16 protein-coding genes and 2 tRNA genes are annotated in these 23603 nt (G+C 31.0%); 7 read left to right on the plus strand and 11 right to left on the minus strand.

All coding sequences use genetic code 11. From position 1 onward, the window contains the following. Window positions 1–5 precede the first annotated feature (5 nt). From ETU10_RS08230 to metK, 9 genes are all read right to left on the minus strand, one after another. Window positions 6–3455 (minus strand): glycosyltransferase family 117 protein, encoded by a 3450-nt coding sequence (locus ETU10_RS08230; RefSeq protein ID WP_146311360.1) that lies wholly within the window; start codon window positions 3453–3455, stop codon window positions 6–8. A 245-nt stretch (window positions 3456–3700) separates the two neighbouring features. Then, entirely contained in the window at window positions 3701–4447 is a 747-nt protein-coding gene (locus ETU10_RS08235) for a lysophospholipid acyltransferase family protein (protein WP_146311362.1), read from the minus strand. A 515-nt stretch (window positions 4448–4962) separates the two neighbouring features. Beyond that, window positions 4963–5036, minus strand: a tRNA-Asp gene (locus tag ETU10_RS08240). Between the two features lie 24 nt (window positions 5037–5060). Then, window positions 5061–5134 (minus strand) — tRNA-Asp (locus ETU10_RS08245). A 103-nt stretch (window positions 5135–5237) separates the two neighbouring features. Continuing rightward, window positions 5238–6011: a nucleoside triphosphate pyrophosphohydrolase gene (gene mazG / locus ETU10_RS08250; protein WP_146311364.1), complete on the minus strand. Its 774-nt coding sequence runs from the start codon at window positions 6009–6011 to the stop codon at window positions 5238–5240. A gap of 80 nt (window positions 6012–6091) precedes the next feature. Next, window positions 6092–6673: a DUF5606 family protein gene (locus tag ETU10_RS08255; RefSeq protein WP_185145085.1), complete on the minus strand. Its 582-nt coding sequence runs from the start codon at window positions 6671–6673 to the stop codon at window positions 6092–6094. Window positions 6674–6709: 36 nt separating this feature from the next. Beyond that, the gene (def, locus tag ETU10_RS08260; protein ID WP_146311366.1) at window positions 6710–7285 is read right to left on the minus strand and encodes a peptide deformylase; all 576 of its coding nucleotides are present in this window, start codon (window positions 7283–7285) and stop codon (window positions 6710–6712) included. After that, a complete protein-coding gene (ruvX, locus tag ETU10_RS08265; RefSeq protein WP_146311368.1) occupies window positions 7282–7701 on the minus strand; it encodes a Holliday junction resolvase RuvX in 420 nt (139 codons plus the stop codon). The genes def and ruvX overlap by 4 nt, the downstream gene beginning before the upstream one ends. A 14-nt stretch (window positions 7702–7715) precedes the next feature. Further along, on the minus strand, window positions 7716–8987 hold the full coding sequence (metK, locus tag ETU10_RS08270; protein WP_146311369.1) for a methionine adenosyltransferase: 1272 nt from the start codon (window positions 8985–8987) through the stop codon (window positions 7716–7718). 87 nt (window positions 8988–9074) lie between these two features. Between metK and ETU10_RS08275 the strand changes: the two genes are divergently transcribed. After that, complete coding sequence (locus ETU10_RS08275) at window positions 9075–9881, plus strand: M48 family metallopeptidase (RefSeq protein ID WP_146311371.1); 807 nt, start codon at window positions 9075–9077, stop codon at window positions 9879–9881. Window positions 9882–10048: 167 nt separating this feature from the next. Here ETU10_RS08275 and ETU10_RS08280 read toward each other — a convergent pair whose 3' ends face one another. Together ETU10_RS08280 and tsaD are read right to left on the minus strand one after the other, a co-directional pair. Next, the gene (locus ETU10_RS08280; protein WP_146311373.1) at window positions 10049–10672 is read right to left on the minus strand and encodes a hypothetical protein; all 624 of its coding nucleotides are present in this window, start codon (window positions 10670–10672) and stop codon (window positions 10049–10051) included. 10 nt (window positions 10673–10682) lie between these two features. Beyond that, window positions 10683–11696 carry a tRNA (adenosine(37)-N6)-threonylcarbamoyltransferase complex transferase subunit TsaD gene (tsaD, locus tag ETU10_RS08285; protein ID WP_146311375.1) on the minus strand — a complete coding sequence of 338 codons (1014 nt, stop codon included), beginning with the start codon at window positions 11694–11696 and terminating at the stop codon, window positions 10683–10685. A 2-nt stretch (window positions 11697–11698) separates the two neighbouring features. On the opposite strand from tsaD, the gene ETU10_RS08290 reads away from it, so the two are divergent. From ETU10_RS08290 to ETU10_RS08310, 6 genes are all read left to right on the plus strand, one after another. Next, complete coding sequence (locus ETU10_RS08290) at window positions 11699–16213, plus strand: translocation/assembly module TamB domain-containing protein (RefSeq protein ID WP_146311377.1); 4515 nt, start codon at window positions 11699–11701, stop codon at window positions 16211–16213. Window positions 16214–16327: 114 nt separating this feature from the next. Beyond that, window positions 16328–18265 carry a DNA topoisomerase (ATP-hydrolyzing) subunit B gene (gene gyrB / locus ETU10_RS08295; protein WP_146262470.1) on the plus strand — a complete coding sequence of 646 codons (1938 nt, stop codon included), beginning with the start codon at window positions 16328–16330 and terminating at the stop codon, window positions 18263–18265. 56 nt (window positions 18266–18321) lie between these two features. Then, the gene (locus ETU10_RS11360; RefSeq protein WP_260391907.1) at window positions 18322–18444 is read left to right on the plus strand and encodes a hypothetical protein; all 123 of its coding nucleotides are present in this window, start codon (window positions 18322–18324) and stop codon (window positions 18442–18444) included. 498 nt (window positions 18445–18942) lie between these two features. After that, window positions 18943–19677 (plus strand): carbonic anhydrase, encoded by a 735-nt coding sequence (locus ETU10_RS08300; protein ID WP_146311379.1) that lies wholly within the window; start codon window positions 18943–18945, stop codon window positions 19675–19677. A 60-nt stretch (window positions 19678–19737) separates the two neighbouring features. Further along, window positions 19738–21054 carry a tRNA (N(6)-L-threonylcarbamoyladenosine(37)-C(2))-methylthiotransferase MtaB gene (mtaB, locus tag ETU10_RS08305; RefSeq protein ID WP_146311381.1) on the plus strand — a complete coding sequence of 439 codons (1317 nt, stop codon included), beginning with the start codon at window positions 19738–19740 and terminating at the stop codon, window positions 21052–21054. 108 nt (window positions 21055–21162) lie between these two features. Next, on the plus strand, window positions 21163–23603 hold a 2441-nt coding region (locus ETU10_RS08310; protein WP_146311383.1), incomplete at its 3' end, for an NHL repeat-containing protein.

Genomic DNA, 23603 nt, shown 5'->3' on the forward strand with positions numbered 1-23603 from the left:
AAATATTATTTTAATTCCTCGTAAACATTCAATATTTCTTCTGCTTTTTGTTTTCCATAAACTGAATCTATAGAATGCAATAATTGAAACATTTGCCCATAAGAAAACTTCAAATTATTAAAGGAAGCGGAATAAGTATTTTTACTATTTTTCCCTAATGTTTTAAATTCTTGCAATCTTTTGTCCAAAGGTTTCATTGAATTGTCTATGAATTTAACTGCCTTTTCTTTTTGATTCATTTTTAAATAAGTATTGGCAATTTCACTAATTAAATAGGTATAGGAATTAGAAAGATTATCCATGTCATCAATAACAAAGGTCTGTGATTTAGGGGATAGTGATAAATAATAGTTCAATTCGTCAAGTAATTGATTTTTATAAATATCAGCAAGTTTTAATCCTTCTTCTTCTTTACCAATTTGTAGGTAAGAAGTAATTATAGAATTGTATGAAGGAGTTGCGGGATACATACTTAAAGGAATTTCAGTATTTATTAGTTCAAGTATTTCATTAGACTTTTTATTTTCACCAATATTAGCTAATTCTTTAGCCGTTCTACCTAAAGATATGCGGTAATTAATGATATTACTTCTACAAGTTTCATCAAAATAAGCTTTGGGATCTTTTAAATTTCCAAACTTATAATTTTTTACTAATTGATACAGAGTGTTAGGATTCACTCTACCTAAGTTCCCTAATTCATCATTAGGAGTATATATAGGTGATAGCTTTGATACTAAGCCTTGATATTCTAAATAATTGTTCGCATACATTAGATTGGATGGAGAGTAAGTTCCTCCGGAACTAAAGTAAATAGATCGATCCCAGTTATAATTGGCTAATAAATCTAGCATGGCTAGTCCATCTTTACCTAAGGAAGATCTTCCTATGGTTAAAACTATGTCATTTACCATTAAATCAGCATCTTCAGGTTTTACAATTCCATATTTTAAAGCATTTTCTTTATTTACAGGTATATAGAATTTATTTACTGGAAGTAGTCCAATATCATCTTTATTAAGATCTCTATCATCATAGACAGTCGCAAGTAAATTTTTTAGGCTTTTTTGATCATCTTTATTTTTTAAAAAATTTATTGCTTCTTTAGCAGAAAGGCTATCTTGAGTTGCAAACTTTTTAAACTTAATAAATTCTTCTGGAAGATCCTTGGCAGGAATTTGCTGGAAAAGTTGGCTCCAGAAATTCTTATTTAGCAACATTATTTGATCGTTAACACCGTCTCTATATTCTTCATGTGATAATGAATGAGGGAGGGAAGGGGCGGAATATGTTTTTCTGTGTGTTTGATCTATGTACCATGCAGTTCCTAGTAAAGTATAATTAATAACCTTGGCATCTGGCCGAAATTCTTCCGTTTCTTGCAAAGCCCATAGTGGGTAAGTATCATTGTCACCATACACAAAAAGTATAGGATTATTTTTATCCAATCCTTCTAGGTAACTCTTAGAAAAATCATAGGCAGTATATCTTCTGCTTCTATCGTGATCGTCCCAGTTTTGAAAACCCATTAAAAGAGGGATTCCAAGAGTTAAAATTCCTAAAATTAAGCCGATTTTTTTCTGATTATTTTTTTTGAATTGATGCATGATGGCAGATACGCCTAATCCTATCCATATGGCAAATGTAAAAAAGCTAGTCACTAAGGCATAATCTCTTTCTCTAGGTTCAAAAGCTTTAATGCTTGTGTATAAAATAATACCAACACTTGAAAGTAGGAAAATAGCAATTAACGCAAAATTTCTTCTAGGATCTCGGTTTAGTTGAAAGAAAAATCCTATAAAACCAAGTATTAGAGGAAGAAAATAATATTTATTCGTTGCTTTGTTTACATAGGTAGCAGGAAGTTTACTCTGATCTCCCAAATGCATTTTATCAATAAAATTAATTCCACTAATCCAATTTCCTTTAGTACTTTCGTAATTGCCTTGTATATCATTTTGCTTTCCTACGAAATTCCATAACAAGTAACGAATAAACATATATCCCATCTGGTAGGTCATCATGAAATCTAAATTTTGACCCAGTGTAGGTTTCTGTACCTTTAATAAATCATTTTGTTTGGCAACTTGGTAATCTCTTATTCTAATGCTTCCATTTTCTAGTTTAGAATTTAAATCCTCATAAATTTTTTGTGCCTCTGGATTTTGATAGAATGAGGGATTTAATGAGAATTTGGGGTAACCTTCCATTAAACCATAATTTTCCATAGCTCCAGCATCAGGACTATACATTCTAGGTAAGAGGCTTATATGTTCAGGATTAAATTTATAGTTAAAGCGTCTACCGGTTTCTATATATCTACCTTCTTCTTCATTTTTTTCATAAATAGGACCGTTATCTTCTGTACCAATGATACCGTTAGGATCTAAGTAAGCGGTATAATTTGCACCATAAAATACGGGCCAATCTCCATACTGCGCACGGTTGTAATAATCTAGCATTCCAATTGCATTGTCAGGATCATTTAGGTTGATGGGGGTGTTAGCCTGAGCTCTAATAGGCAAAGCTAACCAGCTTGAAAAACCTATTAACATAAATAAAATTGAAAGTATTATGGTATGTACTAAACTTAGTTTATGTTTATGTGTATATTTTAAACCGAAATAGAAAACTAAGACAATAACAATAAAGGCAAAAATTGAACCCGTGTTAAATGGCATTTGTAGTTTATTTACAAAGAAAATTTCCGATTTACCAAAAAAGGACATGGTGTAAGGGAAAATAACTTTAAATACCAATATGAATACAAATCCAATGACTGCACTAGCTATTATAAAGCTTTTCCAAGTAAATGTGTACTTTTTTATATAGTAAATATAGCCTAGGGTAGGTACGATTAAAATTACCATTAAGTGAACGCCAACGGATAAACCAATGATTAAAGAAATTAAAACAATCCATCGATCGGATCTAGAACTGTCATCATTTTCCCATTTACACATTAACCAAAGTAACAAAGCCGTAAAGCAAGATGCAGCTGCATACACTTCACCTTCGACAGCTGAAAACCAAAAAGTATCTGTAAAAGTAAAACTTAGCGCACCTACTGCACCACTAAGTATTAAAGTAGCTTTTTGATAAGCAGTTAAATCATCAAGTTCTATTTTAGAAAATAAAAGTTTTCTTGTTAAATGCGTAATTGTCCAAAAAAGGAATAGAATGGTTAAAGCACTCATAATTGCAGACATGGCATTGATAACCAAAGAATATTTGGTACCGTCACCCATAGCTAAGATGGCCCAAACAGCTCCTAACAACTGAAAAAATATGGCTCCTGGAGAGTGAGTAACTTCAAGCTTTACAGCGGAAGAAATATATTCACCACAGTCCCAAAAACTAAAATTAGGCTCTATGGTTAATAAATATGTTATTGCAGCAATGATAAATACTAATAATCCTACAAGGTTGTTTAGTTTTTTAAAACTTAATTTCATATTCCCTAAATTATGCCTCGCGAATATACTAATATTATTACTTTTAGTTGTTTATACGGTTGTATTTTAACAAAAAAATAATGAAGTAAAAGAATTATATTTAGTAAGGATTAAAGTAATTATTGTTGTACTTTAAAATTATATGATAAAGTGAGATATAAGTGATCGATGATCAAGATTTTATTTAGATGTTTAAAATATATATTCAAAAGAAATCAATTCAAAAAAATTTTATGAAATTAAATTTAAACTATATAATCATTGTTAATATGATTAACAATTTGATTTTCGGTTTCTATAAATAACTCATCCAATGACATGCTGTTTACTTTTATGGGATCATGAACTAATAATTCTATACAATTTCCAATGCCCATAGGAAATGCTCCCCAAAGCGTCATTTTCCATGAATTATTAATAGTTACAGGTACAACGTATGCGGATGGTGAATTCTTACATAGTATCTTAAGACCTGCTTTTGCAAACATACCAGGTTTTCCTGTTTTACTTCGTGTACCTTCTGGGAATATAACAGCCGCTCTATTGTTTTTTTCAATATACTCAGCCATAGTTTTTATTGCTGATAACGATTGTTTAGGATCTTTTCTGTCGATTAAAACGGAGTCGCCGTGGGTTAAATTATATGAAATACTAGGTATACCTTTACCAAGTTCAATTTTACTAATAAATTTTGGATGAAACTTTCTAAAAAACCATCCAATACTAGTTGTATCGTATAAACTTTGATGATTGGCCGCTATAATTAAAGGCACGTTGGAAGGTATTTTATCTAACCCTAAAACCTTATAACGTGTTCCTAAAACATAAGTATTTGCTACCAGAAAAAAACACATGATATCTACACTTTTTTTATGTGCACCATAACCAAAAAGATTTAAACAGATCCATTGAATGAAATGAAAGATTACTAGTGTAGACCCAAACAATAAATAATAAATTATTGAAAGAGGATATGCGATAATTTTTTTCATATTATGTTATTGAACATCTTTAGATTTTAAAATTTTTTTAAACTTTATACAAAATTTACTTAATAGACTTAAATTTTAACAAAAGCTATTTTACTTTTAGAAAGTCAATATCTATATCTTGGAAAAAATCAACGTCTGAATTTCTAAATATATTTAAATGATTTAAAATAACCATAGATGACTAGTGATATTAAATTAATATTTCCAATCATTTGCTTATTTCCATCTTGAAAGATATTATGGATAAGATTTGTAATATAAGCTATTTGGTATCTAAAAAGCATGAAAAAGTAATAATGTTTAAAGATTACAGAAAATTTTTTTAAAAGCAAAAGTTAGACCATCTCAGATGTAAATTTAGTAAACAAAATAATAGGATTAATAAACTATATGCAATGTATTAATTTATATTAAAGTAGATTAATGATATATTTTACAATGGAATAGGATAAGTACAAAAACTTATATATATATGTAAAAAAAAATTGATAATGTATCATTATCAATTTTTAAAGCGATCCGGACGGGACTCGAACCCGCGACCACCTGCGTGACAGGCAGGTATTCTAACCAACTGAACTACCGGATCAAGGTAGTAAAATGTAAAATTTAGCGATCCGGACGGGACTCGAACCCGCGACCACCTGCGTGACAGGCAGGTATTCTAACCAACTGAACTACCGGATCATTATATAGTCGTTAAATTAATAACTGAACTATTATTTTTTAGTGGTGCAAAGATAATAGCATTTTTCTATATTACAAATTTTTTTAGTAAAAATATAGGATTTTATTTATTACATATGGATTTTGCTTCATCCCAAAAAAAATTCAATTCATTCAAAGATAGATTTTCAATTTCTAAATTTTTATTCTTAATTAAATATTCCATAGTCTGGAATCTTGTTATAAATTTTCTATTCGTTTTTTCCAATGCATTCTCAGGGTTTATATTTTGTCTATGTGCAAAATTTATAAGTGAAAATAAAATATCTCCAAATTCTTTCTCTTTATTTTCTAAGTCATTCTCATTCTCAAATTCTTCAATTTCTTCTTTAATTTTATTTATATCCTCGGATTCATTTTTGAAATCAAAGCCTATTCCTTTTACCTTATCTAAGATTCGGTATGCTTTGATCATTGATGGTAGGGAGGAGGGCACTCCTTCAAGAACGGAATTTCTTCCTTCTTTTAATTTTAATTTTTCCCAATTTTGTTTCACATCATTTTCATCCTTTACATTTACTGAACCATAAATATGTGGATGCCTATAAATAAGTTTATCACATATAGAATTTAGTACATCGCCAATATCAAATTTATCACTCTCCGAAGCAATTTTAGAGTAGAATACTAGATGAAGCATAAGATCCCCCAATTCTTTTTTTATCTCTTCGAAATCTTTATTTTCTATAGCTTCTAGCAACTCATAAGTTTCCTCCAAAGTTAGATCCTTCAGACTTTGGAAGGTTTGTTTTTTGTCCCAAGGACATTCTTCTCTTAGTTGATCCATAATATCTAAGAGTTTATTAAAAGATTCCAATTGTTTTTCTCTAGTACTCATATTCAAGTAAAAATTAAATTAAAAAGGTATCAAAAAATTTGATACCTTAATAAACTTATGATTTTTTAAGCTTTATGCTTTTATTGATCAATCTTCTTTTTTGAAGTTTTACTTTTTTCTTCTGATTTAGTTTTAGGCTTAGATTCTTTTTTCTCAGCTTTTTTAGAAGCTTTTCTCTCAGTAACCTCTATATCTAGCGGGGCTTGGTTGTTTTCTGAAACCTCTTGGTTATTTTCTGCTTCCACCTGTGCCATATTTGCTAAATAAGTTTTAACACCTTCTTCTGTTAAAATTTTATTTTTTATCAAAATATTATACCATGAGAAAAGTTTTTTTAAGTCGGAATTGTAAACTCTATCTTGAGCATAATCCGGTTGTACTTCTTTCATTAAAGAATGTAAGGCTTCAGAATTATTTTTCTCAAACTTCAGTTCTTGAAAATTGTGTTTTTGTGCTATGGAGATAAACACTGAAATTAAAGAAACTTCAGAATCTTGGGTATAAATTGAGATGTTTTGTATTAAACTTACTTGGCTATTTGCATTGATAGATGATTTTTTTTGTGCATCTAAATCTTTAACGATAAATCCTCCTCGGGTTTGCGATAAAAGTTCGAATAAACCAGGCTTTCCAGTAATAGATATAACTTTAGTAAGATCCATATGTTTGAGTTATAATTTTAGTTTTTAATAAATATTTTAGTTGGATGGAAATTTAATTCTGTAATCCACCTTAATTTTTCCTTTACTAATTTGTGTTAATTTACTTTTTAATAATTTCTTTTTTAAAGGCGATAAAAGGTCTGTAAACAAAATACCTTCTATGTGATCGTATTCATGCTGAATAATTCGTGCTCTAATGTCCCCAAATGTTTCTGTATGAAATTTCCAATTTTCATCGTAATATTCAATGGTGATTTTTTCTGGCCTTGCAATATCTTCCCTTATATCAGGAATACTTAAACAACCTTCATTAAATTTCCAAGGGTCTCCTTCTGTATGAATAATTTTAGGATTAATAAATACTTTTTTACAATTCAGAAGTTCATTCTTAAGGTCAGAGTATTCTTCATCTTCTGCAAGTGGAGCAGCATCGATTATAAAAAGTCTTTTATTTAAGCCAATTTGTGGAGCTGCTAAACCAATCCCATTGGCTCTATACATAGTTTCAAACATATTAACAATAAGATTATCTAATTCAGGATAATCTTTATCAATATTCATAGTTTTTTTTCGTAATATAGGCTCACCATAGGCATATATAGGTAAAATCATAACTTAATATTTTTATCTAAATAAGTTTGAAGAATTAAAGTAGCACTTACTTCGTCCAACAAATGTTTGTTTTCTCTTTGCTTTTTATTTTTACCGCTTAAACTTATGGCATGAGCGGCTATTTTAGAGGTAAATCTTTCATCTATACGTTCAATAGGAACGCTAGGAAATAAACAATTTATTTTCTTAATGCATTCTTGAATAGAGTTTTCAATCACAGACATGGTACCATCCAAACGAGTAGGAAGACCTATTATTATTTTTTGTACGGAATTATTCTTCATATATTTACTTAAGAACGAGATTAAGTCTTTAGTAAGAATTCCTGCTAGTCCACTTGCAATGATTTGAAGATCATCAGTCTCAGCCAAACCCGTTCTTTTTTCGCCAAAGTCAATGGCTAAGATTTTAGGCATTTTGAATTTAATGTTTAATTAATGTTAAAAGAAGATTTTATTTCGTTCACATAATCAAGTTTTTCCCATGTAAACAATTCCACTTCAATTTCCTTAACTTCAATTTTACCATTTTCACCACTTCTTTCAAATCGTTTAACTACTGTTTCATTATCTCTTCCCATATGTCCGTAAGCGGCAGTTTCAGCATATATAGGATTTCTCAACTTTAAACGTTTTTCAATGGAATAAGGTCTTAAATCAAAAAGTTTTTCAACTTTTAAAGCGATCTCACCATCAGTTAATTCAACTTTAGAAGTTCCAAATGTATTAATATATACTCCACAAGGTTTTGTAACCCCTATAGCGTAGGATACTTGCACTAAAACTTCATCCGCAACCCCGGCAGCCACCAAATTTTTAGCAATATGTCTGGTTGCATAAGCCGCAGAGCGATCTACTTTGGAAGGATCTTTTCCTGAAAAGGCTCCACCACCATGTGCGCCTTTTCCGCCATAAGTATCTACAATAATTTTTCTACCTGTTAACCCTGTATCTCCATGAGGACCTCCAATTTCAAATTTACCAGTTGGGTTTATATGGTAAATAATATTATCGTCAAATAAGTCTTGGATTTCTTTAGATGCAAGAGCTTTTACTTTAGGAATAATAATATTTTTAACATCTTTCTCTATTTGATTTAGAACTACTTTTTCGTCTTCATCAAACATGTCGTGTTGCGTGGATAAAACTATGGTATCAATGCGTTTAGGCTTGTTATGATCATCGTACTCAATAGTTACTTGAGATTTAGCGTCTGGGCGCAAATAAGTCATCTCACTTCCATCCTTACGAACTTTAGCTAGAACCTTTAGTATATTGTGAGAAATATCTAAAGCTAATGGCATATAGTTTTTGGTTTCATTGGTCGCATAACCAAACATCATTCCTTGATCTCCAGCTCCTTGGTCTTCCTTCTTTTCTTTGTCAACCCCTCTGTTTATATCTTGCGATTGTTCATGTAAAGCAGATAAAATACCACAAGAATCTGCTTCAAATTTATATTCGCTTTTGGTATAACCAATTTTTTTTATAATATCTCTAGTTATCTTTTGAACGTCTATATAAGTATTAGATTTTATTTCTCCAGCCAATACCACTTGTCCTGTAGTAACTAAAGTTTCACAAGCAACTTTAGACTCAGAATCAAAAGCCAAAAAATTGTCTAAAATAGAATCAGAAATTTGATCAGCTATTTTATCTGGATGTCCTTCTGAGACAGACTCGGAAGTAAATAAATAAGACATATGTTCTAAAATTTTATTTTATATAATTTTGCAAATTTAAGAACTTAATTAATAAATTTACTATATAATTGAGATTAATTATTAAATATGAAAGTTAAAAAAATATTAGTAAGTACATGGATTGCTTTAACACTTGCCTCTTGTGCAACCAATCCACTAACAGGCAGAAAATCATTAAGTTTTGTGTCTAATTCCCAGATTTTACCTTCTTCATTTCAACAATATAGTCAAGTATTAACCTCAAGCAAGATTATTAAGGGTACTAAAGATGCAAAGGAAGTAAGTGAGGTTGGAAATAGAATTAAGGCCGCAGCGGAAGCATATTATGCTTCGATTGGGAAATCTTCTGCCTTGGAAGGGTATGAGTGGCAATTTGTATTAATTGAGGATCCTAAAAATATTAATGCTTGGTGTATGCCTGGTGGTAAAGTAGCCGTTTATTCTGGAATTTTACCTGTTTGTAAGGATGATACAGGATTAGCTGTTGTGCTTGGACATGAAATTGCACATGCGTTGGCAGGTCATGGCGCTGAGAAGATTTCTCAAACATATGTTTCACAATTAGGCGGACAATTGTTAGGGGGAGTGACCAATAATCAGTTGTTAAATGGAGTGATTGGTGAACTTTACCCCGTAGCCAGTGGTGTAACTTTACTTAAATATGGTCGTAAACAGGAATCCGATGCTGATGAAATGGGATTATATATAATGGCTATGGCAGGTTATGATCCAAGACAAGCTCCTATATTTTGGGAGAGAATGGTTGAAGCCACAGGGGGAAGTTCAACCCCGGAGTTCTTATCTACCCATCCGGATCCGAAAAACAGAATTGAAGACTTAAATAGGATTATGCCAAAAGCATTAGAATACTACTATGCTTCCAAAAAGAAATGATCCAATTAAAGGTAAGATAATTGTAATTTAATTTTTTAAATAAAATTTATACTATGCTAGGAAATACCAATGGATACATTGGTATTTCTTCTATATAAAAAGTAGCGGAGTAATTTGAAGTAAAATATAACTATAAGAATTTTTTAAAATTTACTATTAAATAAAATTTATTCAGATTCAATAATGATATGATTGGAAGTTAATTGGCAATTAATAACTCCAAAACCCATGTAATAATTATTTTTTAACTGATTTTGAATTGTAACAATGGGTTTATTATTCACTAAAAATTGCCAATGATTATCTAAATATTTTAATTTAAATATATTGGTTTCGCCTTGTTTATAAGCTTGATTTTTTTGCTTATAATAAACTTTGGAAAGGTTGGGTGAAGCATTTTCTTCTGAAATTACAATTTCATTTTGTGAATTAACACCAAAAAAAATAAAATTTTTTGGATTGTCTTTACTGTCAGAAAATAAAATTAGTCCGCCTAAGCCATGGTTTCCATAAAATTTATCAAAAATCAAGTTGCTTGAAATGGAATATTTATCTTCCGTTTTAAAAAAATCTAAACGAATTAATGAGCTATTTAAAATATTATCTAATTGATTGCTTAGAACGAGCTGATTATTTTTTATCTTATTTGAGATATAAACAGAAGTTAAGGTATCCCAACGGTTGGAATTATTTTTAAAATTTTCTTCAAAAATCGTAGTTTTTTTATTGCATGAAGTTAAAATGAAAAGTGTAAGAATAGAAAAGAAGCATGCAATAATTTTATAACTCATAAATTTTTAATTATAAATGGTATCTAGCAGATGCAGAAACATTTAAATCTGTAAATAAACTTCTCTCGTATTTTAAACTACCCACAATTGCTATCATGGCAGCATTGTCTGAAGTGTATTCTATTATAGGTATATAAGTTTTACAATTATGAGTAATTTCTAGGTCTTTAAATTTTTTTCTTAATTCAGAATTGGCAGAAACTCCTCCTGCAATTGCAATATTTTTAATCCCTGTTCTTTCAACAGCTTTTTCTACTTTTACGAGCAAGGCTTTAATAATTGTATTTTGTACCGAAGCACATAGATCTTTTAAATTCTCTGATATAAATGATGGATTATTCTGATTTTTTTGTAAAAAATACATTACGGAAGTCTTTATTCCACTGAAAGAAAAATTTAGACCCTCTAATTTTGGTATGGGAAACTTAAACTTTTCTGGATCTCCCAATTGCGCCAATTGATCTATCATAGCCCCGGCAGGGTAGTTTAAACCCATAAGTTTACCAATCTTATCAAAAGCCTCACCAGCAGCGTCGTCCAAAGTTTCACCCAAAACTTCGAATGAGAAATAGTCGTTTACTTTCACAATTTGTGTATGTCCACCACTAACTGTTAAACATAAAAACGGAAAGCTAGGAGATTCTAAATTATCCTCTTCAATAAAATGGGCGAAAATATGTCCTTGCATATGATTCACTTCAAGAAGAGGTATATTTAAAGCCATTGCCAAAGATTTAGCAAAACTAGTGCCCACTAATAAGGAACCCAACAAACCAGGACCTCTAGTAAAAGCAATCGCATTTATATCTTTTTTAGTTATATTTGCTAATTGAATTGCTTGATCTATTACAGGTACAATATTTTGAAGGTGAGCGCGGGAGGCAAGCTCTGGAACTACTCCGCCATAGTTTTGATGTACTTTTTGAGTGGACACAACATTTGAAAGTATTTTTCTCCCTTGTATGATTGCAGCTGAAGTATCATCGCATGACGATTCAATTCCTAAAATAATGGGTGTTTTCATTTATGGCAAAGTTAAAAATAAAAAATATATTCACTAAAATACTGAAAGGAGCTTTGTACTCCTTAGGATTCTTTTTTGTAATAGCAATCTCTCTATTAATTATACTAAATTTACCTTCAGTTAAAGAAAAAATAGCACAAAAAGCTTTAAGTTTTCTAAATGATAAATTTAAAACAGAAATTTCAGTTCAAAGTATAGAAGTTGATTATTTAGGAAATATAATTTTGCATGATGCTATAGTAAAAGACCATCATCAACATGAGTTCATCCAAATAAAAGAATTAAAGGCTTATGCCAATACAATCTCATTATTAAAAAATATACTTATTAAAAAGGTAAATGATATTGAAATTGATCAGATAACTTTAAATAAACCTATAGTACAGGTTATTACCTATAAGGGAGAAAATACTGATAATTTTAATAAATTTATAACAAAGTTTAAATCTGACGAGCCATCCAACAAAGACTTTAAATTAAGGGTTAAAGTAGACCTTGTTGATGGTAAATTATCCATAGTAAATCAAAATTTACCTACTAATGATCAATATTGGTTAGATGCGAGTCATTTATATCTAAAAGCTCCATCCGTATCGGTATTTAATTCAGATGTACAAGTAACGGTTGATGAATTAAGATTTAAAGGAATTAGACGTAATGAAAGTTATAATGTTAGTAAAATAAAAGGGAAAGTACATTATTCCGATACAAAATTAGCTTTTGAAGATTTATTTTTTCAAACAGATACCTCTTTACTTTTAGGGAAATTAATCTTCTCTTATACAAAAGAGAATGGAATGACTAATTTTTCAGACCATGTAAATTGGGATCTAGATTTAAAACCAGGAAGTAAAATTTCCGGAAAAGACATACGCTATTTTGTTAAAGACTGGGATTCAAATTCTACAATGGTTGCTTCTTCCAAAGCGGAAGGAACGTTAAATAATCTTAAGTTGATTAACCCTATAATTTCATCTGAGAATACCATATATTCTGCTCCTTATTTATTTATTAAAGATATGGCTTCTTCCGACAAGGAAAAATCCATTTCATTATTAACGGAAAAAGCTCATTTGCAAACATCTTATACATCTTTAACGAAATGGTTGCCGAAATTTATATCAGTAAAAATTCCGGAAGTATTTTCCAACGTCGGTATTGCTAATTACAAAGGCGATTTTTCTTTAGATAAACAGGAAATTTTAGCAAAAGGAAGAGTTGTAAGTTCTATAGGTGAGGTAATTGCAGATGTTCAATTATCCAATTATTCAGGAAATGTTCCTACATATAAAGGAACTTTAAATACCCATCATTTGAATTTAGCACCATTTACCAAGACCTCTGCTTTAGGTCCTATAACGTCTAAAATAAGTTTTGATGGTAAAGGTTTTGATATGAATCACTTGGATACTAAATTTGACGCGTATTTGTCTAATTTACAGATGAATAACAGAGAAATCCATGGAATTTCAGTGGTTGGTAAAATCAATAACAAAATTTTTAAAGGTAATATTAATACGAACGATCAGCACGTAGCCTTTAACTTTGAAGGGAATCTGGATTTCTCGCAGAAAACCATAAAGACCACTTTTGATGCAGAAATCAATAAATTAGATATTTCTTACTTTACTAATGTGGTTGATAAAAATACCATATTTAGAGGAGATGTAAATGCAGATGTTAAGTTTAGTACCATAGATGATGTATTGGGGAAAATTAATATTACTTCCATAACAATTACTAAAGATAGTATTCCAATTCCTTACAACGATATAAATATTCAAACGTCTATGGACAATGGATTAAGAAATTTAGATATTTTCTCATCAAATATGCTTACAGCAAATATTTATGGAAATTATAAGCTCAATGAAGTTCCAGCCATGTTGCAAGAAGGGGTCGGAAGTTTATTGGTAAACTATAAACCTAAGAAAGTTTTTAAAGGAAAAGAATTTTCATTTATTCTTGATGTACAAAAAGATTTGTTTGATCTTTTAATGATTAAAGCTAATATTTCCCCAGGAACAACATTAACGGGAAGATATATTGGAGATAAGAACCAATTGCAAGTGCAAATGATTTCAGAATATGTTTACTATGATAACATAAAGCTAAAAAATCCCAATATATTTATAAACACGGCAGATAGTCTCAAACAGTTTATGGGCAATTTATCCTCTTTAAGCATCGGAAATAATTCAATCAACGACTTAAATTTTTCTGGCTTTAAAAGGAATGATTCATTATTCGCTTCAACTAAATTTAATTATGGAAAAACCAAAGATAATAAAACAAATTTTGATTTAAATTTATATCAAACAAGAAAAGGGAATGATGTTATTTTTGGATTTAAGCCATCAGATATTGAAATGCCTCAAACAGTATGGACTTTAAATCCTGAATTTAAATCAAATGAAGCAATAGCAATATACAACACTATTACTGGTAAGTTGAGTTTGCAAAAAATTGGTTTAAGATCAACAGATTCAGAAATAATGCTTTCAGGCGAATATTCTTCTAACGACAACTATAATTTTGATTTAGACCTGAATAATGTTCTTTTAGAAAAAGTAATTCCCGCCAATTTGCTTAAAGATATGACCTTTGAAGGTGTAGCTAGCGGAACCGTGGAAATTCTTAAAACTTCCAAAGAATTTAAACCCATCGTGGATTTTGAAATTAAAGGTCTAAAATTTAATAAAGAAGCATTAGGCAACTTAAACGTAGACGCTATTTATAATTCCTTAGAAAATAAGTATGAAATAGATGCTCAATTAGAAGATTCTAAAGGAAAACATTTTTTAGTTAATGGGTACATTCAAAATAAGAAAGGTTTACCGGCACAATTAGATATTAACCTTATTGCCAATGAAATGAATGTAGCACCCATTGGCAGTTTTTTACAAAGTATATTGTCTAGATTTAGAGGAACAGCTACTGGCGAAGTTCATATAACAGGAGATATAACTAATCCTAAATATCAAGGGATACTAACAATGTCCAAAGTAGGATTTAAGTTAAATTTTACAGGAGTAGATTATGAGCTAACCAAAGATCAAGATTTACAGATTTCTGATGGAATATTTCTTCTAGACAATATTGAGCTAAGAGATACTAAAGACGGAACGATAGGGAATGTATTTGGGCCATTAATGACTAAAAATTTCTCTGAATGGGGCATGGATTTAGAATTTTCCACGAATAGATTATTAGTCTTAAATACAACCATTACAGATAATGACTTGTTTTTTGGAACCGTTTATGCCTCAGGAAATTTTTCATTAACCGGATCTACTGCTTCCGGAATTCAGCTTTCGGCAAAAGCAACTGCCCTAAACGGTAGCTCGCTGACTATAAACAGTAGTAGTACCACAAATGCTACAGATATTAGCTATATAAAATTTTTGCCAGAACAAAAAGACGAAGATGCACCTGTTTCAGAACAAAAACCCCCTACCGGATTTTCCATTAATGCAGAGGTAACCGCACATAGTAATTCAGTAGTAAAAATAATAATTAGTGATGAAACTGGGGATAATATAGAAGTAAGAGGGAATACTGAAAACTTGAAATTTAAAATGAATCAATCCGGAGTAATTACCATGGATGGAACCTATACGATTGCTGAGAATAGTAAGTACTACTATAAGATGTTTTTGAATAAAGACTTTAACATCACCCCGGGAAGTACCATCCGATGGGAAAATCAAGCACCAACAGCTGCTATTATGGATATCAAAGCGACCTATTCAAAATCTGTAAGTAATATAGGTGCTTACTTAGGTATAGGAACTGTACCAGCCTCCAATGTAACGGTAACAGCATTACTAACCGGTAATTTAGCAAAACCTGAAATTTCTTTTGACATTAATGCAGATGTGTCCTCTTCCATTGCTGAACAATTAAAAACCAAATTAAACAACAACGAAGGAGAGAAATTTAATCAAGTAGCAGGAATAGTATTATTTGGAAATTTCATAGCTAGTAATATGGGAGGAAGTAGTTACGCATCTTCTGCTTACGATGTAGTTTTAAAACAATTAACCTCCGTAATCAATAACATAAATAATTCCTTCTCATTGAATGCATCTTACAATGCAGGTTCTAAAGTAGATAATACAAGTGATAGAATCTCATTAGATCCCACCTTGCATCTCAATAAAAGATTATCAATCATTGGATCCGTAAATATGCCTTTAGAACAAAAAAGCGCCGCTGATGTTTGGACTTATGGTGCGAAAATTAATTACGACGTATCCACAGATGCAGACGGTTCACTAATTATCAGTGGATTTTCTAAACCCTCTACCTTTGGTTTGGAAACTTCATTACTTTCAAATTCAGGAGCCGATAATCAAGCATATGGAGGAAGTATCATATATAAAAGATCTTTCAATAGCTTTAAAGAACTTTTTAAGAAAAAAGATACAAAAAAAGATCAAGATAAAGATAAATCTAAAAAAGAAGAAAATTCTGCTAAAAAAGACACATTATCCTATCTAAAATTTATGAAATAAATCGTCAATGATTTTCACTTATAAAAGATTAACGGATGAAATAAATCCATTAAATATTCGTATTTTTGTAAATACCTAAAAATTATTTAATACAAAATTTTCACATAATATAAAATGAGCGAACAAAAATATACAGCCGATAGTATACAAGCATTAGAAGGTATTGAACACGTTCGTATGCGTCCGTCCATGTATATAGGGGATGTAGGGATAAGAGGTTTACATCACTTAGTATATGAAGTGGTTGATAACTCTATTGATGAAGCACTTGCCGGTTACTGTAATACAATAAATGTAATTATAGGGAAGGATAATTCAATTACAGTCAAAGATAATGGACGTGGTATACCCGTGGATATAAATACCCAAACAGGATTATCAGCCTTGGAATTGGTAATGACTAAAATTGGAGCAGGAGGTAAGTTTGATAAAGATTCTTATAAAGTTTCCGGAGGTTTGCATGGTGTGGGAGTTTCCTGTGTAAATGCTTTGTCTACACAACTTATAGCTACTGTAAACCGTAACGGAAAAAAATACCAACAAACCTATTCTAAGGGGGTAGCACAATCTTCCGTAGAAGAAATAGGAACTTCAGAACATACCGGTACCAAAGTAAATTTTATACCGGATTCTACCATTTTTAGCCAAACCATTTTTAATTATGATACTTTGGCAACCCGTTTAAGGGAATTATCGTTTTTAAATAAAGGAATTACAATAACTCTTACAGATGAAAGAGAGTTAGAAGAAGATGGAACAGAAAAGTCTGAAACATTTTTCTCTGATAGAGGATTGGAGGAATTTGTAGAATTCGTAGATGGAAATAGAGAGCCTTTGATGGAAGAAATTATCCATATGGAAGGAGAGATAGATGAAGTACCTGTGGAAGTAGCCATGCGTTACAACACCTCCTATACAGAAAATATACATTCTTATGTAAACAATATTAATACCCATGAAGGAGGTACCCACCTTACAGGGTTTAGAAGAGCTTTAACAAGGACGCTAAAAAAATATGCAGATGAAAATATTAATTTAGCCAAGGAAAAAGTTGAAATAACTGGAGATGATTTTCGTGAGGGTTTGACTGCTGTGATATCCGTAAAAGTTATGGAACCACAGTTTGAAGGACAAACAAAAACTAAGTTAGGAAATTCAGAGGTAAGTTCAGCCGTGGATAAAATAGTATCCGAAATGCTAACGAACTATTTAGAAGAACATCCCAATGAAGCTAAGCAAATCGTTCAAAAAGTTTTATTAGCGGCTAAAGCAAGGCAAGCGGCAAAAAAAGCACGAGAATTAGTACAAAGAAAAACCCCTTTAGGCGGAAGCGGTTTACCAGGAAAACTAGCCGATTGTTCATCACGGAAACCTGAAGAAAGCGAACTGTTTTTGGTGGAGGGAGATTCCGCAGGAGGTACTGCCAAACAAGGTAGAGATAGAAACTTTCAAGCCATACTACCCTTAAGAGGTAAAATACTTAATGTGGAGAAAGCCATGACGTATAAAGTATTTGAGAGCGAAGAAATAAAAAATATATACACAGCATTAGGAGTTTCCGTAGGTACTGAAGAAGATTCAAAGGAGCTCAATCTTACCAAACTACGTTATCATAAAGTTGTGATTATGACAGATGCCGATGTAGATGGTTCACACATCACAACCTTAATACTTACTTTCTTTTTCCGTTATATGAAAGAAATGATTGAGAAAGGGTATATATACATAGCAACACCTCCGCTATATTTACTTAAAAAAGGAAATAAAGAGTATTATGCTTGGGACGATAAACATAGGGAAGAAATTGCTGCTGAAATTGGAAATTCACAAGGCAAAGGATTTACAGTACAAAGATATAAAGGTTTAGGAGAGATGAATGCTGAACAGCTTTGGGATACTACAATGAATCCTCAACAAAGAACACTTCGGCAAGTGACGATTAATAATGCGTCGGAAGCTGATAGAATATTTTCAATGCTTATGGGGGACGATGTACCTCCGAGGAGAGAATTTATTGAAAAGAATGCGGTTTATGCAAACATTGATGTATAAAATTATTTATATCAAATTTTAAATCACAAAACATTTCTAAATTTGATTCTCAAAAAATGGTCTATGGTGGAGATTTTAGTTTTAGTGTATCTAATAATTACTGGTCTCTTGGAATTTCTCCGCAGGTAGGATATAGATTCACTGATAATTTTATTGTGGGAGCGGGAATTGGTTATTGATATGGAAAATCCAACAATCAATATGATTTATTTACGGATTTTGAATTTGATAGTTATAAGTATATAGAAAACATGCTAGGCATTAACCTCTTTGCTAATTATTTTCCTTTAAAATGGATAGTTTTAAGCGCTAAGCCTGAAGTCATGAATAATTGGTAAAAGAAAGAGTATTCTAATAGTAATATTAAAACAACTAAAAATCACTTTATACCAGCCTTTTCAGTAGGTGGTGGTTTGTATTTAAAGACATTTCTTTTGCAGTTAAATTATGAATTAATACAAGATAAATATTCCCCCTATGGACATGATATATTTTTCACCTTAGGATTTATGTTTTAATTTATTTCATTAATATTTAAAAAAACAAGAATATTCCTATTCTTGTTTTTTTGTTTAATTATTTTATTCCTATAAATCCATTATAGATTTAGAAAATTAATATCATATTTAATTAATAGGTTTCATAAATTTGAATGCCAATTAAAAATAAAATTAAATATGAAAAAATTACTTATTTTAGTAGGAATACTTTCCTTTTCATTTTCAAACTCTCAAGAACATCACTGGGGATACGAGGGATCTGAATCACCGGAACATTGGGGAGAGATTAAAGGGAATGAACAATGTGGAAAAGGAAAATATCAATCTCCCATAGATATTTATAAATCCACAAAGAACAAGAAATTACCAAAATTGAAATTTCAATACGGTTCTGGTGAGATTGAAAAGATAGAAGATAATGGACATTCTCTGCAATTTGATTTTAAAGAAGGAAGTTCGATTAATTTTAATGGTCAAGACTTTACCTTGGCACAGTTTCATGCTCATGAAGAATCAGAGCATACAATTGATGGTGTGCGTTATCCTTTAGAATTACATTTTGTGCATAGGTCAATGGATGGTAAGGTACTGGTGATTGGAGTGATGGTTAAAGAGGGGGATGAAAACTCATATTTTGAAAGATTAAAGGTTTTTAAAAATTTAGGTAAAGAACAAAACCAAGAGGTACATGTGTCATTCAATCCTGAAAAATTATATCCTAAAGATAAAACTTTTTATACTTATATAGGATCATTAACTACACCCCCTTGTGCAGAAAATGTCACTTGGATTATTTTTAAAAACCCTATTTTAATGTCTGAACATGAGATAGAAGATATCGCAAAACATTTACCCAAAAGTAATAATAGACCGATACAGCCTTTAAATGGAAGAAGGGTAGAAAATAATTAAATTAACAAATAAAAAAATAAGGCTACTGATTTTTTTATGGCAAAATATTAAATTTGTACCATGTTAGAGAAAAATAAATCAGTAGCCTTTTATACTTTGGGGTGTAAATTAAACTTTGCAGAAACCTCAACCATTGCAAGACAATTACTTAAGGAAGGTTTTCAAAAAGTATTATTTGAAGAAGCTGCTGACATTTATATAATTAATACCTGTTCAGTAACTGAAAATGCAGATAAAGAATGTAAAACCATTGTAAAAAGAGCCTTGCAAATAAATCCTGAAGCATTTGTTTGTATTATAGGTTGTTATGCGCAATTAAAGCCCGAGGAAATAGCAAAAATTGAAGGGGTTGATTTGGTTTTAGGAGCAAAAGAAAAATTTAATATTCATAAGTATCTTCAAGAAATTCATAAGGAGTCAGAAACTCAAATACATTCTTGTGAAATTGACCAAGCCGATTTCTTTATAGGTTCTTATTCCATAGGAGATAGAACCCGAGCATTTTTAAAAGTACAAGACGGTTGCGATTACAAATGCACATATTGTACCATACCCTTAGCCCGTGGAATTTCTCGTTCGTCCACCCTAGAAAATGTTCTATCGCAAGCCCAAGAAATTTCCGATAAAAATATTAAAGAAATTGTTTTAACAGGAGTAAATATAGGCGATTATGGAAAGGGAGAATACGGCAATAAAAAACATGAACATACTTTTTTAGATTTAGTACAAGGATTAGATAAAATTTCAGGGATTGAAAGAATTAGGATTTCATCCATAGAACCCAATTTATTAAAAAATGAAACCATTGAATTTGTAAGTAAATCTAAAAAATTTGTTCCCCATTTTCATATTCCCTTGCAATCCGGAAGCGATGATATATTAAAAAAAATGAAACGAAGATATCTCACTAACCTGTATGAAGATCGGGTTTATAAAATTAGAGAGCTTTTACCAGATGCCTGTATTGGTGTGGATGTAATAGTGGGTTTCCCCGGGGAAACAGAACAAAAATTTATGGAAACCTATACTTTCCTTCAAAATTTACCGGTTAGTTACTTACATGTTTTTACCTATTCCGAAAGAGATCATACAGAAGCTATTGAAATGGAAGGCATTGTTCCAATATCGGAAAGAAAAAAAAGGAACAAAATGTTAAAAATACTTTCAGAAAAAAAACGGCAAGCTTTTTATGAATCTCAGTTAGGAAAAGTTAAAATGGCTCTTTGGGAACATGAAAATAAAAATGGAAAGATGTATGGCTACACAGAAAATTATGTGCGGGTAACAAAAAACTATCAGGAGCAATCTATAAATCAACTAGAAAAAGTATCATTGAATACCATTGATCATTTAGGTAATGTTGAAATTGATATCTAATCTATTCAAATATCTAAAGCACACTTAAAAAACGATAAGATTTTAAGAATCATATTTTTAACTTAATATAAATTATTAATATCTTTACAACTCAATTTAAACTAACTTATGAAAAAAAAATTTACTCTGTTCGTATGTATATTTTTGTTTAGCTTCTTCCAAGCACAACAATATGAGGTAGATACCAATTATGGTAACCAAGGTATGGCCCTACACCAACTAAAAGGAGACAAACAATTTGCCACCGATTATGTTCAATTACACAATGGAAAAATACTTATATCAGGAACTACAGGAGTTATACGAATAAATGAAGATTATACGCAAGATTTCAGTTTTGGGAAAAATGGAAGAATACGAATACCGCTAGATCGAATTTTTGAAAGAGCAGATCATAAAATAATAGGAATAAAAAAGAGTACAAATCCCAATCTTCTAACCATTCATTGTTTTTTGGCTGACGGAAGTTATGATACGTCTTTTGGAAATCAAGGAATCTTATCCGTTTCTAATGATTATAATTTTTCCAAAGAAATTGATGCTAACTATATAGGAGCTTCCATGCAGGGGAATCAATTGATATTAGCCTTAAACGGAGGGAAATTTGTTAGGATTACTTCCGAAGGGGAGATAGACCAATCTTTTGGAAATAATGGAGCAATTAATATTCCATTACCCCAAGAAGTAAAACGACCCTCTGATAATGTTGTAGTTTATCGAACTATAGAAGATATTTTAGTCTTACCCGATGGAAAAATAATCATAGGAGCTACAGTATCTGGATATGATAATTTAAATCAAGCGGCTTCTTATCTCATAAAATATACTTCAGAAGGAATATTAGATACAAATTTTGGAGAGGGTAGTCAAGGTATCTCCGTGATTAAATATGTAAGAGTAACACCAGGCTCTAATATAAATGCTCATTTACAAAAAATAAAAATTTGTAAAGACGGCTCAATACTGGGGTTAAATGAATTTGATGATGGTTTAACTTTTCCAAGTATGATTTTTACTAAAACTTCTTCGGATGGTAAATTAAAATATATTGATACTATTTTTAATCCCAATGCTAATGGGTCCACCGGTAGTTTGACAGAACCAGAAATTGGCTCTGTTTATATGAACTATAATCGTGTTTTAGAGCTTTCAGGTGGAGGATTTTTAATATCTGCAAGTTCTTTGGGAGGGATAAAATTAAATTTCCCTAATCAAGTTATGTACAAAGGCGCATTATCTCTTCTGAAATCAGACGGTACAGTAGATACTGATTTTGGAAATCAGGGTAAAATAAATTTAACTAATTTTCAAGAAACACTTTCAGAAAGTAATGTTATTGGAACCATACAACTTAAAGATGGTAATATACTTGCCATAGGTGGATACAATGGAGAGGAAACATATGGATTAACATTATATAAATTTGATCAAAGAGGAAACCCTATTTTAACTTTTGGTAAAGGCGGAAAAATGATTTATCCTATACCTTCTGAAAAGCAAAGCATCTTCACTATGGGAGTTCAACCGGATAATAAATTATTGCTAGGCTCATCAACCATATGGAGGTTGTTAGAAAACGGTAGCTTTGATTCAGGATTTAATCCTATAAAAAATGAGTATTCACCATTAAGTCTAGGGCAAAACATTTTTTATTCTAATGGTTTTTTAAAAATTAATTCCATGGATGGAAGTATTAAAACTGTTGGAACTTATATCAATAGTTATACTAATAATGGATTACTATTAAATAGCACGCCTTCCATGGATAGAGGTAGCAATCATTCGGATGTATTAGCAATTCAAGCGGATGGGAAATATATATTTATAAGAAAAAAATATTTTCCTAGCGCGGTAGGGTTGTTAGTAGCAGAACAGAATATATATAGAAATAACCCGGACGGGACCTTAGATAATACCTTTACCTTTGACAAAGATTTTTTAATAAATGCACAAGACGAAAATCAAATCCAGAGTATAGCATTGCAAGGCGATCAATTGTTAGTAGAAGGAAAATTTTTTTCAGATGGATCTCTTAATAGCATGCTAATTCCAGATTATATTAGACGTTTTAACTCCAATGGATCTATTGACCAAACATTTACCCCCTTTAAAGGGGGTCCTATAAAAGTACAGTCAGACCATAAAATATTGTCCAAAAGTATGACCCAACTAGAAAGATATTTACCCGATGGAGATCCAGATCTAAGCTATGGAACCCACGGAAAAGTAGACTTAAATTCGATATTAGAGATCAGTACATTTACCTACCAAATATTGTCTGACGACAAAGTGCTAATACACGCCAAAACCACCCAAGGAGAAAATCAACTTCTACAATTAACTCCAGAAGGCAAATTGGACATAAATTTTGCCAACCAAGGCATATATATCATAGATCCATCCCTAGATGCCCAAATTGTACAAGTACAGCCCGACGGTAAAATATTAATAGGCGGAACAAAAACCCAAGATGGAGAAGAATACATGGCCGTATTAAGACTTAAAAAGCAAGAAAACCAACAACAAACCAAGAAAAACCAAAGCATAGA

This window comes from Apibacter muscae, from assembly GCF_007845595.1.
GTDB lineage: Bacteria > Bacteroidota > Bacteroidia > Flavobacteriales > Weeksellaceae > Apibacter > Apibacter muscae.

Bases quoted from the DNA above. Each gene is read 5' to 3' on its own strand.
- ETU10_RS08300 (WP_146311379.1), top strand. From the start codon at position 18,943: ATGAAAAAATTACTTATTTTAGTAGGAATACTTTCCTTTTCATTTTCA.
- ETU10_RS08235 (WP_146311362.1), bottom strand. From the start codon at position 4,447: ATGAAAAAAATTATCGCATATCCTCTTTCAATAATTTATTATTTATTG.
- ETU10_RS08280 (WP_146311373.1), bottom strand. From the start codon at position 10,672: ATGAGTTATAAAATTATTGCATGCTTCTTTTCTATTCTTACACTTTTC.
- gyrB (WP_146262470.1), top strand. From the start codon at position 16,328: ATGAGCGAACAAAAATATACAGCCGATAGTATACAAGCATTAGAAGGT.
- mtaB (WP_146311381.1), top strand. From the start codon at position 19,738: ATGTTAGAGAAAAATAAATCAGTAGCCTTTTATACTTTGGGGTGTAAA.
- ETU10_RS08255 (WP_185145085.1), bottom strand. From the start codon at position 6,673: ATGGATCTTACTAAAGTTATATCTATTACTGGAAAGCCTGGTTTATTC.
- tsaD (WP_146311375.1), bottom strand. From the start codon at position 11,696: ATGAAAACACCCATTATTTTAGGAATTGAATCGTCATGCGATGATACT.
- mazG (WP_146311364.1), bottom strand. From the start codon at position 6,011: ATGAGTACTAGAGAAAAACAATTGGAATCTTTTAATAAACTCTTAGAT.
- ETU10_RS11360 (WP_260391907.1), top strand. From the start codon at position 18,322: ATGGTCTATGGTGGAGATTTTAGTTTTAGTGTATCTAATAATTACTGG.
- def (WP_146311366.1), bottom strand. From the start codon at position 7,285: ATGATTTTACCTATATATGCCTATGGTGAGCCTATATTACGAAAAAAA.
- ruvX (WP_146311368.1), bottom strand. From the start codon at position 7,701: ATGCCTAAAATCTTAGCCATTGACTTTGGCGAAAAAAGAACGGGTTTG.
- ETU10_RS08275 (WP_146311371.1), top strand. From the start codon at position 9,075: ATGAAAGTTAAAAAAATATTAGTAAGTACATGGATTGCTTTAACACTT.
- metK (WP_146311369.1), bottom strand. From the start codon at position 8,987: ATGTCTTATTTATTTACTTCCGAGTCTGTCTCAGAAGGACATCCAGAT.
- ETU10_RS08290 (WP_146311377.1), top strand. From the start codon at position 11,699: ATGGCAAAGTTAAAAATAAAAAATATATTCACTAAAATACTGAAAGGA.
- ETU10_RS08230 (WP_146311360.1), bottom strand. From the start codon at position 3,455: ATGAAATTAAGTTTTAAAAAACTAAACAACCTTGTAGGATTATTAGTA.